This is a genomic window from Amycolatopsis sp. NPDC050768, from assembly GCF_040654155.1.
In the GTDB taxonomy this organism is placed as follows: Bacteria; Actinomycetota; Actinomycetes; order Mycobacteriales; family Pseudonocardiaceae; genus Amycolatopsis.
Genome location: NZ_JBFAHL010000001.1, coordinates 1007541 through 1022752, shown reverse-complemented (window position 1 = coordinate 1022752; position 15212 = coordinate 1007541). Strand labels below are relative to the sequence as shown.

The 15212-nt window shown below is 68.0% G+C and carries 15 protein-coding genes and 2 tRNA genes; 13 read left to right on the top strand and 4 right to left on the bottom strand.

Annotation, left to right across the window (positions count from 1 at the left end; all coding sequences use genetic code 11):
- Nucleotides 1–26 precede the first annotated feature (26 nt).
- Nucleotides 27–116 (top strand) — tRNA-Ser (locus AB0H62_RS05250).
- Between the two features lie 42 nt (nucleotides 117–158).
- Nucleotides 159–232: transfer RNA gene (locus tag AB0H62_RS05245), tRNA-Arg, on the top strand.
- Between the two features lie 212 nt (nucleotides 233–444).
- Here AB0H62_RS05245 and AB0H62_RS05240 read toward each other — a convergent pair.
- From AB0H62_RS05240 to hxlA, 3 genes are all read right to left on the bottom strand, one after another.
- Nucleotides 445–1065: a GPR1/FUN34/YaaH family transporter gene (locus AB0H62_RS05240; RefSeq protein ID WP_220245685.1), complete on the bottom strand. Its 621-nt coding sequence runs from the start codon at nucleotides 1063–1065 to the stop codon at nucleotides 445–447.
- 486 nt (nucleotides 1066–1551) lie between these two features.
- Nucleotides 1552–1773 carry a hypothetical protein gene (locus AB0H62_RS05235; RefSeq protein ID WP_266118435.1) on the bottom strand — a complete coding sequence of 74 codons (222 nt, stop codon included), beginning with the start codon at nucleotides 1771–1773 and terminating at the stop codon, nucleotides 1552–1554.
- A gap of 112 nt (nucleotides 1774–1885) precedes the next feature.
- The gene (gene hxlA, locus AB0H62_RS05230; RefSeq protein WP_360584234.1) at nucleotides 1886–2515 is read right to left on the bottom strand and encodes a 3-hexulose-6-phosphate synthase; all 630 of its coding nucleotides are present in this window, start codon (nucleotides 2513–2515) and stop codon (nucleotides 1886–1888) included.
- A 531-nt stretch (nucleotides 2516–3046) separates the two neighbouring features.
- Between hxlA and pqqB the strand changes: the two genes are divergently transcribed.
- From pqqB to AB0H62_RS05185, 9 genes are all read left to right on the top strand, one after another.
- Complete coding sequence (pqqB, locus tag AB0H62_RS05225) at nucleotides 3047–4030, top strand: pyrroloquinoline quinone biosynthesis protein PqqB (RefSeq protein ID WP_360584232.1); 984 nt, start codon at nucleotides 3047–3049, stop codon at nucleotides 4028–4030.
- Nucleotides 4027–4722: a pyrroloquinoline-quinone synthase PqqC gene (pqqC, locus tag AB0H62_RS05220; RefSeq protein WP_220245688.1), complete on the top strand. Its 696-nt coding sequence runs from the start codon at nucleotides 4027–4029 to the stop codon at nucleotides 4720–4722. The genes pqqB and pqqC overlap by 4 nt, the downstream gene beginning before the upstream one ends.
- Nucleotides 4722–4997: a pyrroloquinoline quinone biosynthesis peptide chaperone PqqD gene (pqqD, locus tag AB0H62_RS05215; RefSeq protein ID WP_220245689.1), complete on the top strand. Its 276-nt coding sequence runs from the start codon at nucleotides 4722–4724 to the stop codon at nucleotides 4995–4997. The genes pqqC and pqqD overlap by 1 nt, the downstream gene beginning before the upstream one ends.
- Nucleotides 4994–6118, top strand: a complete 1125-nt coding sequence (gene pqqE, locus AB0H62_RS05210) for a pyrroloquinoline quinone biosynthesis protein PqqE (RefSeq protein ID WP_360584229.1) — start codon at nucleotides 4994–4996, stop codon at nucleotides 6116–6118. The genes pqqD and pqqE overlap by 4 nt, the downstream gene beginning before the upstream one ends.
- A 3-nt stretch (nucleotides 6119–6121) precedes the next feature.
- On the top strand, nucleotides 6122–8617 hold the full coding sequence (gene pepN / locus AB0H62_RS05205) for an aminopeptidase N (RefSeq protein ID WP_360584227.1): 2496 nt from the start codon (nucleotides 6122–6124) through the stop codon (nucleotides 8615–8617).
- 536 nt (nucleotides 8618–9153) lie between these two features.
- A complete protein-coding gene (locus tag AB0H62_RS05200; RefSeq protein ID WP_220245692.1) occupies nucleotides 9154–10143 on the top strand; it encodes a LysR substrate-binding domain-containing protein in 990 nt (329 codons plus the stop codon).
- A gap of 43 nt (nucleotides 10144–10186) precedes the next feature.
- Complete coding sequence (locus AB0H62_RS05195; RefSeq protein WP_220245693.1) at nucleotides 10187–11164, top strand: class I fructose-bisphosphate aldolase; 978 nt, start codon at nucleotides 10187–10189, stop codon at nucleotides 11162–11164.
- 155 nt (nucleotides 11165–11319) lie between these two features.
- Nucleotides 11320–12255 (top strand): fructose-bisphosphatase class II family protein, encoded by a 936-nt coding sequence (locus tag AB0H62_RS05190; protein ID WP_360584224.1) that lies wholly within the window; start codon nucleotides 11320–11322, stop codon nucleotides 12253–12255.
- On the top strand, nucleotides 12252–13307 hold the full coding sequence (locus AB0H62_RS05185) for an HAD-IIA family hydrolase (protein WP_360584222.1): 1056 nt from the start codon (nucleotides 12252–12254) through the stop codon (nucleotides 13305–13307). The genes AB0H62_RS05190 and AB0H62_RS05185 overlap by 4 nt, the downstream gene beginning before the upstream one ends.
- Before the next feature lie 62 nt (nucleotides 13308–13369).
- Here AB0H62_RS05185 and AB0H62_RS05180 read toward each other — a convergent pair whose 3' ends face one another.
- Nucleotides 13370–13840, bottom strand: a complete 471-nt coding sequence (locus AB0H62_RS05180) for a ribose-5-phosphate isomerase (protein ID WP_220245696.1) — start codon at nucleotides 13838–13840, stop codon at nucleotides 13370–13372.
- 388 nt (nucleotides 13841–14228) lie between these two features.
- On the opposite strand from AB0H62_RS05180, the gene AB0H62_RS05175 reads away from it, so the two are divergent.
- Together AB0H62_RS05175 and AB0H62_RS05170 are read left to right on the top strand one after the other, a co-directional pair.
- Nucleotides 14229–14405 carry a hypothetical protein gene (locus tag AB0H62_RS05175; protein ID WP_220245697.1) on the top strand — a complete coding sequence of 59 codons (177 nt, stop codon included), beginning with the start codon at nucleotides 14229–14231 and terminating at the stop codon, nucleotides 14403–14405.
- Between the two features lie 220 nt (nucleotides 14406–14625).
- A complete protein-coding gene (locus tag AB0H62_RS05170; RefSeq protein WP_255638592.1) occupies nucleotides 14626–15189 on the top strand; it encodes a manganese efflux pump in 564 nt (187 codons plus the stop codon).
- The last annotated feature ends 23 nt before the right edge of the window (nucleotides 15190–15212 follow it).

The window sequence follows — 15212 nt, the reverse complement described above, 5'->3', positions numbered from 1 at the left end:
ATCTGGGCAGTGGTCGACAAGGCCCAGGAGGCTTCGCCTAGTCTGGTCTATGGCGCCGCACTGCTAATGCGGTTGGGGGTAACCCCCCCTCCCGGGTTCAAATCCCGGAGCCTCCGCTGGTGCCTGTTTCGGCAGGTGCTAGATTAACAACTGAACAAGCGCCCGTAGCTCAGCTGGATAGAGCATCTGACTACGGATCAGAAGGTCAGGGGTTCGAATCCCTTCGGGCGCACGTCTGGTTGAGACAGCAGTACCAAGAAGCCCGCCGGAGACGGCGGGCTTCTTGCTGTCCGGGCTTTGTTCAGTAGCCAGGGCCGGTTCACTCAGGGGGACCCCGCGCACGGAGCAGACCCCGCCCGGGGCCGTGTCCAGGCGGGGTCTGCTCGGGGTGGTCCGTCGACCACCGCGGGTGGGCGGCGAAGAGTCACGCCCGCCCGGGGTCACTCAGGTCAGCACCGGGCGGCCCAGCGGCAGTCCCTTGCCGCCCGTCGCGGCGGACATCGCGCCGAGGTACAGGTAGACGCCGACCGCGGCGAAGACGAAGCAGACGTAACCGCCGGCGGTGGAGGCGCCCGGGGCGTCGCCCACCGTGCCGTAGAGCACGAGGGCCACGGCGAGGTCGATCAGCACGAACAGCACGGTGAACATGGCAGGCAGCCGCAGCGTGCCGAGGGTCAGCAGGACGATCGTGATCAGCCAGGCGATCAGGAAGATGCCCTGCGTGGCGATGGCCGCGTCCGAGGTGATGCCGAACCAGTTGTGGGTCAGGCCGAGCACCAGCGCCGAGTAGCTCCACCAGAACCCGGCGAAGATGCCGAACACCGAGGCGACGGCGTTCTGGCCCAGCGACAGCGCCCACACCGCGGCGACGAACTGGCCAAGGCCCGTCGCGGGCAGGATGATGGCGATCGAGGCGCCGACGGCACTGGCCGGGACGTACCCGGTCAGAACCAGGCCGAGCGCGATCGTGCCGACGATGAAGGTGGGCAGCCCGATCATGCCGGGGTCGCCCACGGGTGCGGTTTGGGCAGGGGCTTCGACTTCGGTGGCAACATCAGTGGACATCGTGTACTCCTCGTTGAGCTGCGAATGATCCTCGAGTGCGGTCAGGCTGGGCGGTGGTCCGAGATCGGCCGGACGGGGTTACGCGGTGGCACCGCCCGCTTTCCGAGCCGAGCTGGTCACCGGCTCCGGGCTGAAGCGGCGGACCTGTCGGCGATCGGGCCGATGGAGAGACGCGGTGGGACCACCCGCTTTCTCCGCCTAGCTGGTCACCGGCTCCGAGCTGAAGCGGCGGACCAGCCGGAGTGAGAGACGCGGTGCCGCCACCCGCTTTCCGTCCGAGCTGGGTCAGTGGCTCCGGGCCGAAGCGGCGGACTCGTCGGTGATCGGCCGGACGCGGAGACGCGGTGGCACAACCCGCTTTCCACACCGAGCCGGGTCACCGGCGCCAGGGCGAAGCGGCGGACCCGGCGGATCGAACTGCGCCGTGACGACCGCCTGCGACTGAGCGGGCCGCGCCGGGTGATCTCCCGATGGGGGAGAACCGCTTCACTGGGTTCTGGGCCACATTCCTGACAGCTCGGGGTGGTCGTCGTCGATCAGGCGGTGCGCCAAGGCGATCGCCTCTTTGGGATCGATCTGGTCGAAGTCGGGATGCCCCTTGGCGATTCCCTCGAAGACGGCGGCCAGCTCGGTCGCCGCGGTCGGGGACAGGCTGGTGTCCTGGCTGCACTGCACGTAGCGCAGCCGCAGCACCCCCGCGGCCTGCATCAGCAAGGCGCAGTACGTATTGTGCGCAGCTGGTGCCCGATCGGATCGAGCACCTGACTGTTTGCCTTTCACGCGGACTCCCTTCTCTCGTCAAGTCTCCCGACGCGGCCGGTCAGGCGGTGGCGCGCTTTTTGAGTTCCTTCGCTGCGGCACCCGGGTCGGCGGCGTTGTAGATCGCACCCCCGGCGACGGCGACGGTCGCACCCGCGTCGCGGACCGCGGCGATGGTGTCGATCTTGATGCCGCCCGCGATGGAGAACGGGACACCGGCGAGGCGGCCGTCTTCCAGCAGGGTGTCGATCGTGTAACCGGGGCGGGCCTGCTCGTCCAGACCGGCGTGGATCTCCACAAAGGACACACCCAGCTTCGAGACCTCCCGGATCCGCGCGACCCGGCCCTCCACCACCGTGATCATGTCCGCCACGACCTGCTTGCCGTACTTACGACCCGCCGCCACCGCACCGCGCACGGTGTCGTCATCAGCCGCGCCCATCACCGTCACCAGGTCCGCGCCGGCCTCGAACGCCAGCGCCGCTTCCAGCTCACCCGCATCCGCGGTCTTCAAATCCACGAACACCAGCTTGTCCGGATGAGCCGCCTTGATCGCACTCACCGCCGCGATCCCCGCCGACTTCACCAACGGCGTCCCCAACTCCAAAATGTCCACATGCTCAGCCACCTGATTCGCCAACGTCAACGCCGCCGGCAGATCCAACACATCCAACGCCACCTGCAACCGCACAACGATCTCCTCACAACCCACCGACGGCGAACCCGCCGACCAACCAACCGATAGCCCCCACAACAATCCTCACCCACCCGAAAACCGGCAACACTCCACCACATGCAAAAACACAATCCCCCAATGCGCACAACAAATACCCACCCATCGACCGGTCGAGCCGCGTCGCCGGCCGTGGCCCGAGGCGGCCGTCATCGACCTCGGGCCTCGGCTTCGTGCTGTGCGATCGCCTGCCCGATCATCGAACAACAGCAGGTCACAGGCTGTTTTTGGCGGGTTGCTCGGCACTGGCCGCACCGCCGTGGACGCGGCAGTCCGCTCGTGGTGGCGCGGCGGCCGTTCGTCCATGATTCGGTGCCGGTCGTTCGCGATTGGTTGCCAGGCCAGGCGAGGGCGAAGAAGCTGGGAAAAGACAAGCCGAGTTCAGGGCGACGTTACCAGAAAGCCGCCCTGGTCGAACCCTTGACGGGCAACGGTGCCTGAGTTTATCCGGCCGTTGTCGGGGTCGAATGTGAGGGAGGACGCCATGAGGTGGCAAACGCCTTATTTCGCGCTGCTCGACGCGTGCTCCGACGCCGGCCCGCGCCGGTATTGACGGATTGTTTTCGTACTGTGTTCATACATTGCCTCGGAGCCGCGGCTGGTGGCGGTTATCCGCAGTGGAATTGCGCTTGTGCCGGCTGCCGCAAGGCCCGGGCCAAGCCTGAAGGCGCGACGACACACGCCGGGATCGCGGTTTCCGGAGACGGCGAGCAGTGGTTCCTGCTGAACGCGACCCCGGACGTCCACCACCAGATCGCGGCGGATCCCTCGTTGCACCCCGGCCCGGAGGTCAGGAAGACGCCGGTTGCCGGTGTGTTGCTAACCGACGCGGAGTTCGACCACACGATCGGTCTGCTGATGCTGCGCGAAGGGTCTTCGCTGACGGTGTACGGGACATACCCCGTGCTGGAGGCACTGACCCTGTGGTTCCCGATCCGCGAACTGCTCAGCGACTACGCGGACTTCACCTGGTCCCAGGTCGAGGTCGGCAAGCCGCTGGATCTGGACGATCGAGTGCGCGTGACCCCGTTCCTGACCGGTTCCAAGGCGCCGCGCTACATCGGGGAGTCCCGGCTTCGTGGCCCGTCGTCGGAGTGGGAGGTGGGCTACCGCCTGGAAGACAAGGTGACCGGCGGGATCGCGGTGTACGCGCCGACGCTGCCGAAGTGGGACGACAAGTTCTCCGAGCAGGTGGCGTCGGCCGACTGCGTCTTCGTGGACGGCACGTTCTGGACGGACGACGAAATGGCCGGCCAGGGTGCGGGAAGCCGGACCGGGCGCTCCATGGGCCACATGCCCGTCAGCGGTGACGACGGTTCGGCCCGCGCGCTGGCCGCACTTCCCGCGAAGCGAAAGATCTACACGCACATCAACAACACGAACCCGATTCTCGACGAAGAGTCCCCGGAACGGCGTTGGGTGACGGACTTGGGCATCGAGATCGGCCGAGCCGGCTTGGAGGTGGAAGTATGAACCCGTGGTCTGCCGAGGAGTTCGAGGCGCACCTGCGGTCCATCGGAGAAAAGCGGTACCACCATCTGCACCCGTTCAACGAGCGGATGCACTCGGGCACGCTGACCGAGGAGGAGTTCCGGGGTTGGGTGCGGAATCGCTTCTACTACCAGATGAACCTGCCCAAGAAGGACGCGTTCATCCTGACCAAGCTCCCCGGCCGGGAGGATCGGCGCCAGTGGATCCAGCGCATCATCGACCATGACGGGCGAACGGGCGCAGAGGGCGGTCTCGAGAAGTGGATTCGCCTCGGCGCGGCTGTCGGCCTGAGCCGCGAAGCGTTGTTCGACACCGACACGGTGCTTCCCGGAGTGCGGTTCGCCGTCGACGCCTATGTGGACTTCTGCCGCCAGAAGCCGTGGCTGGAGGCCGTGGCGTCGGCGCTGACCGAACTGTTCGCGCCGGATCTGCTCAGCCGGCGGATCACCGACGTGCAGCACCATTACCCGTGGATCGCTTCGGAAGGCCTTGAGTACTTCCGGGCGCGGCTCACCCAGCAGCCCAAGGACATCGCACACCTGCTCGAACTGGTGCTCAACCACGCGAAGTCGAAGGAACAGCAGGACGCGTGCGCACGAGCCCTGGAGTTCAAGTGTGACGTCCTGTGGAGCCTGCTGGATGCCGTGGAACTCGCGTACAGCAAGAGTTCGTGATGGACGAATCCGACTTGACGGCCATCCCGAAGCTGGCGACCAAGGCGATGCTCAAGCACGACAACGTCCGTGACGTGGAGCTGCTCCTGTTGCCGGAGCGGGTCGTGCTCCTGAACAAGTCCGGGGCGGCGATCTTGGGGCTGTGCGACGGCAGCCGGACCGTGCGGCAGCTGGTCGACCAGCTCGAGCAGGACTTCGCGGCCGCCGATCTCGCGAACGACGTGATGACGTTCCTCCAGGATGCCCGCGGACGGGGTTGGGTGGTGGTCTCATGAACGGCGCGCCGCAGCCGTACGGCCTGCTGGCCGAAGTCACGCACCAGTGCCCGTTGCACTGCGTCTACTGCTCGAACCCGTTGGAGCTGCTGGATCGGCAGGACGAGCTCACCACCGAAGACTGGTTGCGGGTGATCAACGAGGCGGTTGGGCTCGGGGTCGTGCAGGTGCACTTCTCGGGCGGTGAACCCCTCGTTCGCGGCGATCTGGAGACGCTGGTCGCCGAATGCCGTCGCCTCGGGCTGTACACGAACCTGATCACCAGCGGCCTCGGGCTCACGGAGAGCCGGGCGAAATCACTTGTCGAGGCCGGCCTCAACAGCGCGCAGCTGAGCATCCAGGGCGACGCCGCCGAGTCGACGAACCTGGTCGCGGCGAGCAAGCGGTTCGACAAGAAGGAGGCCGCCGCACGCATCATCCGCGACGCCGGCCTGCCGTTGAACATGAACGTGGTCCTGCACCGGATGAACCTGCCGCGGCTGGACGCGATCATCGATGTCTGCGTGTCGTGGGGCGCCGAGCGGCTGGAGCTCGCGAACTCCCAGTACTACGGCTGGGCCCTGCGCAACCGTGATCTGCTGATGCCGACCAAGGCCCAGCTCGACGACGCGGTCGGTGTTTACGAACGCCGGAAGGCCGAGCTGGGGGAGAGCATGGAACTCCTCTGGATCCTTCCGGACTACTACGAGCCCTACCCGAAGCCGTGCATGGGCGGCTGGGCGCAGAACGCACTGACCGTCGCGCCGGACGGCACCGTGTACCCGTGCCCGGTGGCCGCGGAGATCACGACGATGACCTTCTCCTCGGTTCGCGACCACGATCTCGCGTGGATCTGGGAGAAGTCCGAGGCGTTCCAGGCCTACCGCGGAACGGAGTGGATGCCCGACCCGTGCCAGAGCTGCCCGCGCAAGGAGCTCGATTTCGGCGGCTGCCGGTGCCAGGCGTTCGCGTTGACCGGTGACGCGGCGCGCACCGATCCCGTGTGCATGCACTCGCCCGACCACCACTTGGTGCAGGACGCTCTCGTTCGCGCCAACCAGGAGGATGTCCCGACCGACGGTGAAAAGCTCCGCGAAAAGCTGGTTTACCGCCGCCCGACGGTGTCGGCGCACCGGCCCTGACGGATGCCGTTCGACGGCCGGGTCGCCTCCGGTGACAAGCTGACGCAGGACGAGGCGGCAGCGCGTTCGGCCGAGATTTTCGACGTCCACTACGCGGTGGAGCTCGACTTGACCGTCGGTGCGCGGAAGTTCGCGACGAGCACGGTGGTCCGCTTCCAGGCTCGGTCCGGGGATGCGTTCGTCTTCCTCGACTTCGCGGGGCAGGTCGAGTCGGTCGAGTGCAACGGCCGTGAGCTGGGGCCGGACGCGCACGAAGGAACGCGCATCCGGCTGGCCGTGCGCACCGGCGGGAACACCGTTCGCGTGGCCGGCTTCGCGGCGTATTCGCGAACCGGTGAGGGGCTGCATCGGTTCGAGGATCCGCTCGACGGCCAGGTTTACGTGCACACGAAGTTCGAACCTTTCGCGGCGCACCAGGTGTACGCGTGCTTCGACCAGCCCGATCTGAAGGCGACGGTCGACCTGACTGTCATCGCCGACGCCGGCTGGGTCGTGGTCGCCAACACCGACCCCGAGGAACCACCGACGCCGGTCGGCGATCGTTCGACGTGGCGCTTCGGCCGTACGCCACCGCTGCCGCCGTATCTGGTGGCTTTCGCCGCCGGCCCGTTCCGGCGGCTGCGGTCCAGCCACCGCGCCGTGCCGCTGGCACTGTACGCGCGTGGCTCGCTCTTCGAGGAGCTCACTCGCGACGCGCCCGAACTCTTCGACGTGATCGGGCGCGGGCTCGACTTCTACGGCCGGTTGTTCGACCTGCCGTACCCGTTCACCAAGTACGACCACGTTTTCGCGCCCGAGTACGCGTTCGGCGGGATGGAACACCCGGGCTGCGTGACGCTCAACGAGCGGTTCGTGTTCCAGCACCGGGTCACCGCGGAAGCGCGGCGAAAACGCGCCGAGGTCCTGCTGCACGAGATGGCGCACATGTGGTTCGGCGACTACGTGACGATGCGCTGGTGGGACGACCTGTGGCTGAACGAGGCCTTCGCGACGATGATGGCCGTCGTCGCGCAGGCCGAAGCGACGCCGTACGGGGAAGGCTGGACCGCGTTCGCCCACCACGCCCTGCCGGCCGCCCGGCACGCCGACCGGCTGCCCACGGCCCACGCGATCCGGGTGGAAACCGCCGACACCGCCGCCGCGCGGTCGAATCTCGGGCCGATCGTCTACCTGAGGGGCGCGGCGGTGCTCCACGACCTCGCTTCGCGCGTGGGCTGGGAAACGTTCGTCGCCGGCGTGCGGACCTTCTTGCGGACGCACGCGTGGGGCAACGCCGACCTCGATGATTTCGTGGCCGCGCTTCGGAAGCTGTCGAACGAGGACGTGGACCGGTGGGTCGACGAGTGGCTGCTGCGCCGCGGGGTCAACACGGTCGAGGTGGCTCGCGGCCGCCTGGTCCAGCTTCCCGATCCGGAGGTTCGGCCGCGCCACTTGACGTTGCGGGTCGCCGCGTTTGACGAACGCGAGGGCGAGCTGCTGCTGCGGCACCGCGCGCACGTGTCACTCGGTCCCCGTGAGGGTGACCGTGCCGTCGCCGGCGCCGACCTGCTCGTGCCCAACGACGACGCGGTGCGCCACGTCAAGGTCAGGCTGGACCCGCGGTCCCGGCGGACGGCCCTGCGGAGTCTGTCCACATTGGATGATCGGCGGGCGCGGGCAGTCGTCTGGGGAGCGTTGTGGGACGACGTGCTCGACGCACGCCTGCCGGCACGCAGCTACGCGGCGGCCGTGCTCACCCACGGCGTCCGGGAGAGCGATGTCGGTGTGCTGGAAGCGTTGGTGGAACGTGCGGTGCGAGCGGTCGAGCTCTACGGAGACCCGCTCGACCGGGACCGGCTGCTCGAAGCCGTCGCGCGCCGGGTGCGCGCGCAGCTGGCCGCCGCCGCGCTCGGCAGTGACCGCCGGCTGGTTCTCGCCCGAGCTCTCGTCGGTGTCGGCCAGGACCACGGCTTGCTGAGCGACCTCGTGCGCGGCCGGTCGCCGTGGCCGGACCTGGAAGTGGATCAGGACCTGCGGTGGCGGGCAGCGGTCCGCCTGGCCTCGACCGGAGGCGACGTCGACGGACTGCTGCGCGTCGCACGGGAAGCCGATCCGGGGGACGGCGGCCGCCGCAACGCCTTGACGGCAGAAGCCGCGCGTCCCACGCGGGCCGCCAAAGAAGAGGCCTGGACGCGGGTGGTCGGCGAGGGTTTCTCGCTCGCGGAACGGAAAGCCGTCATGGCGGGGCTGCGGCAACCGGGGCAGGAGGCGCTGCTCACCCCGTACGCGGACCGCTACCTGCGGGCGTTGGAGAGCGGCGCAGGCGAGGCTGAGTCCGCGCTGGCGTTCGCGCGGGGGCTGTACCCGCGGTTCACCACCGACGAGCACGCCGTGCTGGCCCGCACGGATCGCTTGCTGGAGAACGGATTGCTCCCCGAAAACGTGCGTAAGGTCGTCCGCGAGGAGCGGACCGAACTGGCGCTCATGCGGGCCGCGCGGGCGTGCGACGCGGCGCGCTGAGGTGGAAGCGAGGTGGATGGCGCAAGGCCCCGGTGCTCTGTGCAGGCCGGAACCTTGCGCCAGCAGGAGTCCCGCCCGCGGGTGCCGGCCGACCGCCGCGATGGCGAGAAAGGGAATGGAACTGTTACTGTCCGGGAAAAGCAGCTGCGTCCCGAAACACGGAACTTCGTCGCCGAACTATGGTCGGCGCGTGGAAATTGCGGCAAGCCAGGTCGAACGAATGGCCGTGAATCCAGGACGAACGGTGTCGGGGCTGCCACGAAGGGGAACACGAGTCCCTTGACTACCGGCCGTTCGCCGTGTTGAGATTGCCGAACGGGTGCAGTTCACGGCCTCTTCGCCGCCGCCCGATTACCCCGAACGTCCGTATGTGGCGCGGTGCACACCGTTCATGTCCGCACAGTGCGCGTTCGTGCTCAACAGATTGACCACGCAATCCGGGCCGGGCACGCTCGTTGCACACCGGGAGCCGCCGGTGTAGCCGACAACTGCTTTTCTGCGGAGCGAGAGGTGGAAACGTGGTTCTTCCGTCAAAGATGCCTCAGCTCGCCGACCTCGATTTACTGCTGTCAGTGGAAAGTTATGGCAGCGTGGGAAAAGCCGCTCAAGCGCACAGTCTTTCGCAGCCGGCCGCCAGTATCCGGATCAGCGCGATGGAACGCCGTCTGGGTCTTCGGCTGCTGGAGCGTTCTCCTACCGGTTCGAAGCTCACCGAGGACGGGGAAATGCTGGCGAAGTACGCCCGCAACGTGATGAGCGCCGCGCGGGAGTTGCTGGAGTTCGGATCCGGGGCTCCGTCCGCCGATGCGAAACGGCTGCGGGTCGCGGGCAGCCCGGCCGTCTCCGAGCATTTGATCCCTGAATGGCTGAACCGGTCCGGGTTCTCGTTCGGTGAGGCCCGGGTGGAGGTGCAGACCGGCAGCATCGACGAGCTCCGCCGGCTGATCCGGGCGGGCCACGTCGATCTCGCGTTCATCGATGGCTGGTGCCAGGCCGGAAGCCACGTGCAGAAGCAGTTCGGCGACGACATGGTCACCCGCTACATCTGCGACGACATGCTGGCCGTGGTGGTCGGCGCGAAGCACCCGTGGGCCAGGAGGACCCGTCCCCTGACGGTGCGGGAGCTGGCATCCGCGCCACTCGTCCTGCGCGAGCGCGGCTCAGGACTCCGGGAGTTCACGGATGAGCTGCTGGGAACTGCCCGCACCCCGCGCAGTTACGTCGAATTTCCCTCCAGCGCCGCGATCAAGCAAGCGGTCGCGACGAGCCAGCGGGTGACCGTGCTGAACATTTCGACCGTGCGGTCCGAACTCGCGGAAGGCCGGCTGCACCTGGTGGCAGTCGACCAGGAAATGCCGGCGAAACCCATCTACGCGGCGTGGAGTGAGCGCCGGGATCTCCCGGGGTACGCGCGGGAACTGGTGGAGATCGCAGCGTCGAAAGGCAGTCCGATGCCGGTTTTCGTGCCTGGGCAGAAAGTCAAAGGCAGTCGGCTCGCGGTCGCGAAAACCACCACCAAAACGTAAGACGACGGTCAACGTCGGTCGAGACTCAGGAGGAGCAAGGTAGATGTCAGCACTGAATAAAATCGCGCGCACGCTCGTCTCCAACAGGCGCGGTATTCTCGCTGCCGATGAGAGCATCGGGACGATGTCTTCTCGCCTGGAGAAGGTGGGGGTCGAGCCGACCGAGGAAAGCCGCCGGGTCTACCGCGAGCTGATCGTCACGACCCCCCGGCTCGCCGAATCGATCAGCGGCGTCATTCTCGCGGACGAGACGTTCCACCAGAAATTGACCAACGGACGTACGTTCCCGGAGTTCCTCGACGATCTCGGGATTCTGGCCGGGATCAAGGTCGACACCGGGGCGAAGCCGTTGGCGGGCGCCTCCGACGAGAAGATCACCGAAGGGCTCGACGGGCTGCGTGAACGAGTCGCGGCCTACGTGCGAGGCGGAGCGACGTTCGCCAAGTGGCGCGCGGTGATCACGATCGGCGACAACGTGCCGTCGGAGCGCGCGGTGCACGCGAACGTGCACGCGTTGGCGCGGTACGCGGGCCTCTGCCAGGAAGGCGGCCTGGTGCCCATCGTGGAACCCGAGGTGCTGATGGATGGTTCCCACTCGCTGGCCCAGTGCCGGCAGGTGACGACGTCGGTGCTGGAGGTGTTGTTCGAGGAGCTCGACCTGATGCGGGTGCAGCTCGACGGCATCGTCCTCAAGCCCAACATGGTCGTCGCCGGAGCGGGCAGCTCGGATCGGCCCTCGGTCGCCGATGTCGCCAAGGCCACAGTGGACACTCTGCGCGCGACGGTGCCGGCGTCCGTGCCGGGCATCGCCTTCCTTTCCGGTGGGCAACGCCCGGAGGTGGCGACCCAGCACCTCGGAGCGATGCAGAAGCTCGATCCGCTGCCCTGGGAGCTCACGTACTCCTTCGGCCGGGCACTGGTCGGGCCGGCTCTGGAGGCGTGGCGGGGCGACGAGGGCAAGCGGGCCGCCGCCCAGCAGGTGCTCTCCGACCGAGCTGTCGCGAACGCCGCCGCCCGCTGAGCGTTCGAGCCGGGGGGCCGTCCGCGGTGCCGGCGGCCGGCGCCTCCTTGAAGGGGGCGACCGGAACGGCGAGGTGGTCTGCCGGTCCGGTCGCCCTCGGTTCGGTGTTCACGACAGCACACCCTTCACCGACCAGTCCGAGGGGATTGAGGTTCATGAAAACCAAGGAATGGGCCACCGGAGTCGACGGACTCGATCACGCCCTTGCGCTCGAACTCGTGCAGGTCACCGAAGCCGCCGCGCTCGCGGCCGGCCGGTGGGTCGGGCATGGTGACGAGATCAGCGGCAAGGCCGCCGCCGTCGAGGCGATGCACAACGTGATCGGGTCGGTGCCGATGCGTGGCGTCGTGGTGCTCGGCGAGGACGGGAAACGACTGATCAAGGGCGAAGAGGTCGGCACCGGAGCCGGGCCGGCCTGCGACGTCGCGATCAACGCGGGTGACGGCGCGCTTTCCGTGGCCAGAGACGTGCCGAACGCGCTCGCGGCGGTCGCGGTGGCCGAGCGTGGTGCGCTTTTCGACCCGCCGCCGGATGTCGCCATGGAGAAGCTGGTCGTCGGGCCCGAGTGCGCCGGCGTCGTCGAGCTCGACCGCCCGGTGGCCGAGAACCTGCGAGCGGTCGCCTCGGCCAAGGGCGGCCGGGTTTCGGACGTCGTCGTCGCCGTGCTCAACCGGCCATGGCACCGGGAGCTCGTGCACGAAATCCGCGACGCGGGTGCGCGCGTGCACCTGATCGAGGGCGGCGAGATCGCGGGTGCGATCGCCGTGGCCCGTCCGGAGAGCCCGGTGGACGTCTTGCTGGGCACCGGGGGCGCGGCGGAGGGGGTCATCGCCGCGGCTGCCCTGTCCTGCCTCGGCGGGTCCGTGCAGGCGCGGTTGCGGTCGGACGACTCCGGCACCCGCCACGATGTTCTCCACACCGAGGACCTGGTCCGCGGCGAGCGCATTCTGTTCTGCGCCACCGGGGTGACCGGCAGCGAGGTGCTGCGCGGGGTGCAGCAGCACGCCGGCCGGACCACGACACAGTCCATTGTGCTGTGTTCGCAGCCGGAAACGGCGCGGATCGTCAAGACCCAACACCGATCCGCATGACCGGGGACACCACGACGTCCGTCCGGGCCGAGCCCCTCATCACGCGCTACCGCGGACTGATCTGCGATCTCGACGGCGTGGTCTACCGCGGTGCGGACGCGGTCCCCCGTGCGGTGGAGACCTTGAACCGGGTGACGGCGGACGGTGTCCCGGTCGTGTTCGCGACCAATAACGCGTCGCGCCCTCCCGAAGACGTGGGCAACCACCTGCGCGGGCTGGGGATCGCACCGCGGCGCTGGTCGGTCGTCAACAGCTCGCAGGCGGCCGCGGCGTACCTGGCCGAGCGGCTGGTGCCGGGTGCGCTGGTGTGTGCGGTGGGCGGCCCGGGCGTCGCCCAGGCACTCACCGAAGCCGGCTTGACGCCGGTCCGCGTCGCGGATCTGAGCGGCAGGCCGGTCGAAGCCGTGGTTCAGGGGCTGGGATCCGACGTCACCTGGACCGAGCTCGCGGCGGTGGGCTACCTCGTCGGGGCCGGAGCCACCTGGGTGGCCACGAACGTCGACCTCACGCTGCCCACGCCGTACGGAGAAGCGCCCGGCAACGGCGCGCTGGTCGCCTTGGTGCAGACGGCGGTCGACGCGGCGCCCCACGTCGTCGGCAAGCCGCAGGCCGCCCTGTTCGACCTGTCCCGCTCCCGGCTCGGGACCGATCGGCCGGACACCCTGGTGTGCGGGGACCGGCTGGAGACCGACATCGAGGGCGCCAACTCGGCCGGCCTCGACTCGCTCTTCGTCCTGACCGGGGCGTCGCGGCTGCGGGACCTGGCCTTCGCCGAGCGAGCCGCGCGTCCGACGTATGTCGCCACCGATCTGAGCGGGCTGCTCGCGCCCGCACTGCGGTTGTCCGCCACTTCGCCCGAGCACCTCGTCGACCTCGGGCCGGACGCCGTCCCCCGCATGCCGTACGGCGGTGACGACGGCCAAGCGCTGCGGTCCGTCGTCATCACGGCGTGGGCCGCTCGCGACGCCGGTCGTGCGGTCTCCGACGACGACGGCCGGTGGGACGAGATCGAACGACAGCTCGGACTCCGCCGGCTCGATGAAGCCCGGTGACCTGGTTGCTGTGAAAGCGTTCGTGAGGGCCGCGCCGGTTCTCCCCGGCGCGGCCCCTCACGTCACTGTCCTGGCAGCGCGGGCGGTTCACCGGTGCGCTCGTAGTCGGCCAGCAAGTCGATCCGGCGCTGGTGGCGGCCGCCCTCGAACTCGGTGCCGAGGAACGCGTCCGCGATGCGCTCGGCCTCCTCGACGGTGTGCATCCGGGCGCCGATGCCGGCCAGCTGTGCGTTGTTGTGCCGCCGGGCCAGCTTCGCCGTGTCCTCGTTCCAGGTCAGCGCGGCGCGGGCGCCGGGCACCTTGTTCGCGGCGATCTGTTCCCCGTTTCCGGAACCGCCGATGACGAGACCGAGACTGCCTTCGTCGGCGACCACGCGCTGCGCCGCCTCGACGCAGAACGGTGGGTAGTCGTCATTCGCGTCATAGGTCGCGGGGCCGACGTCGATCACCTCGTGGCCGAGGTCGGTGAGCCTTTTGACGAAGTGGTTCTTGAGTTCGAGTCCGGCGTGATCGGAGCCAAGGTAGATTCGCACGTGAGCAGTCTAATTCCGGATTTGTGAATCGGTGCTTCGTTATTCGCTGGGACGGCATTGGGATCGTTGATGGGGACGATTGACGTCCGCGCCCGCTGACTCGTACTCTGGTGCTGGAGTATGTCCGAGAACGGGCTTCGACACAGCGGGGTCTGCCGGCGGGGCCAGGTGATGCCCGCCGCCGCGGCACCGGTGTCGGTCCAGCTGCTCGGGACCACGTTCTCGCAGGTCGTAGGGGTGTTTGGTGGGACGGCCGGGTGTCGTGCCGCGTGCCGTCGGTGAGCGTGCCTCCTCCACTCGTCGGCCTCAGGGCGCCGTTCGACACCGGTTCCCGACCACTGGTTCAAGGTCGGTTGCGACACCTACGTTAAATCCAAGATGCTGTTTCATGACCGCGAAATTTCGCGACGTTGTTCGCGAAATTGCGCGGATCACGGATGTCCGGTTTTGGCTCAGTCGCCGGGCGCAGCCAACAGCTGAGGAGGAAAACATGCAGTGGGAAACTCCGGAGTACACGGTCGTCGAGGTGTGCGCTGAGGCCACCGGCTACTTTTACCGGGCCTGACAGCCGGGCTCCACGGCCCGTGTCGCTTGATTTCTCGTAGCCGCGGCAGAGGGCTGAAATCCGCGGCCAGGCTACCTCTGTGTTGACGCAAGGCCCCGGAGCGAGTGAATCCATCGCGCCGGGGCCTTGCGGCACCCGCGGAAAGTAGCAAAACCCCCTGTCGAGAACAGGCTGATATTCACAGTCTCCCTCCCCGGTGAACCCTGGTTGATCTGTTGAGGTGGTTCAGGTGTCTCTTGAATTTCTTCCGCTGATAGCGCTTGCCTTCGGGCTCAGTCTCGACAATTTCCGCTCGTCGATCGCTATCGGAACCATTCCTTTCGGTTGGCGTCGCGCCGTGCAGGTCGCCGTCGTCTTCGGAGTGTGGGATGCCGTGAGTCCGCTGCTGGGCGGGTTGATCGGGCACTTCCTGGGTGACTTCCTCGGAGACTGGGCGGACTACGTCGGGGCGGCCGCGCTCGGGTTGTACGGCATCTACTTCATCGTCGGAGCGATCCGGAACCCGGAGCCGGCGGAGGAAGACCTGGACCACCCGTGGGTGACGCTCTTCGGCATGCCGCTTTCGCTGAGCATCGACAATTTCGTCGCGGGCGCCGGTCTGGGGATCGCCGGGTTCTCCCTCATCGTCCCCATGGTGGCCTTCGGTGTCATGACGATGATCATGTCGTTCGTCGGGCTCTTCGTCGGGAAGATGGCGGCCAAGGTCATCCGCGTTCGTGCCGACTTGCTCTGCGGCATCTCGCTGCTCGGCGCGGCGATCCTGCTGCCGCTGGTCTTCGACTGATCGACGCGGCCGGGGGAGGACAG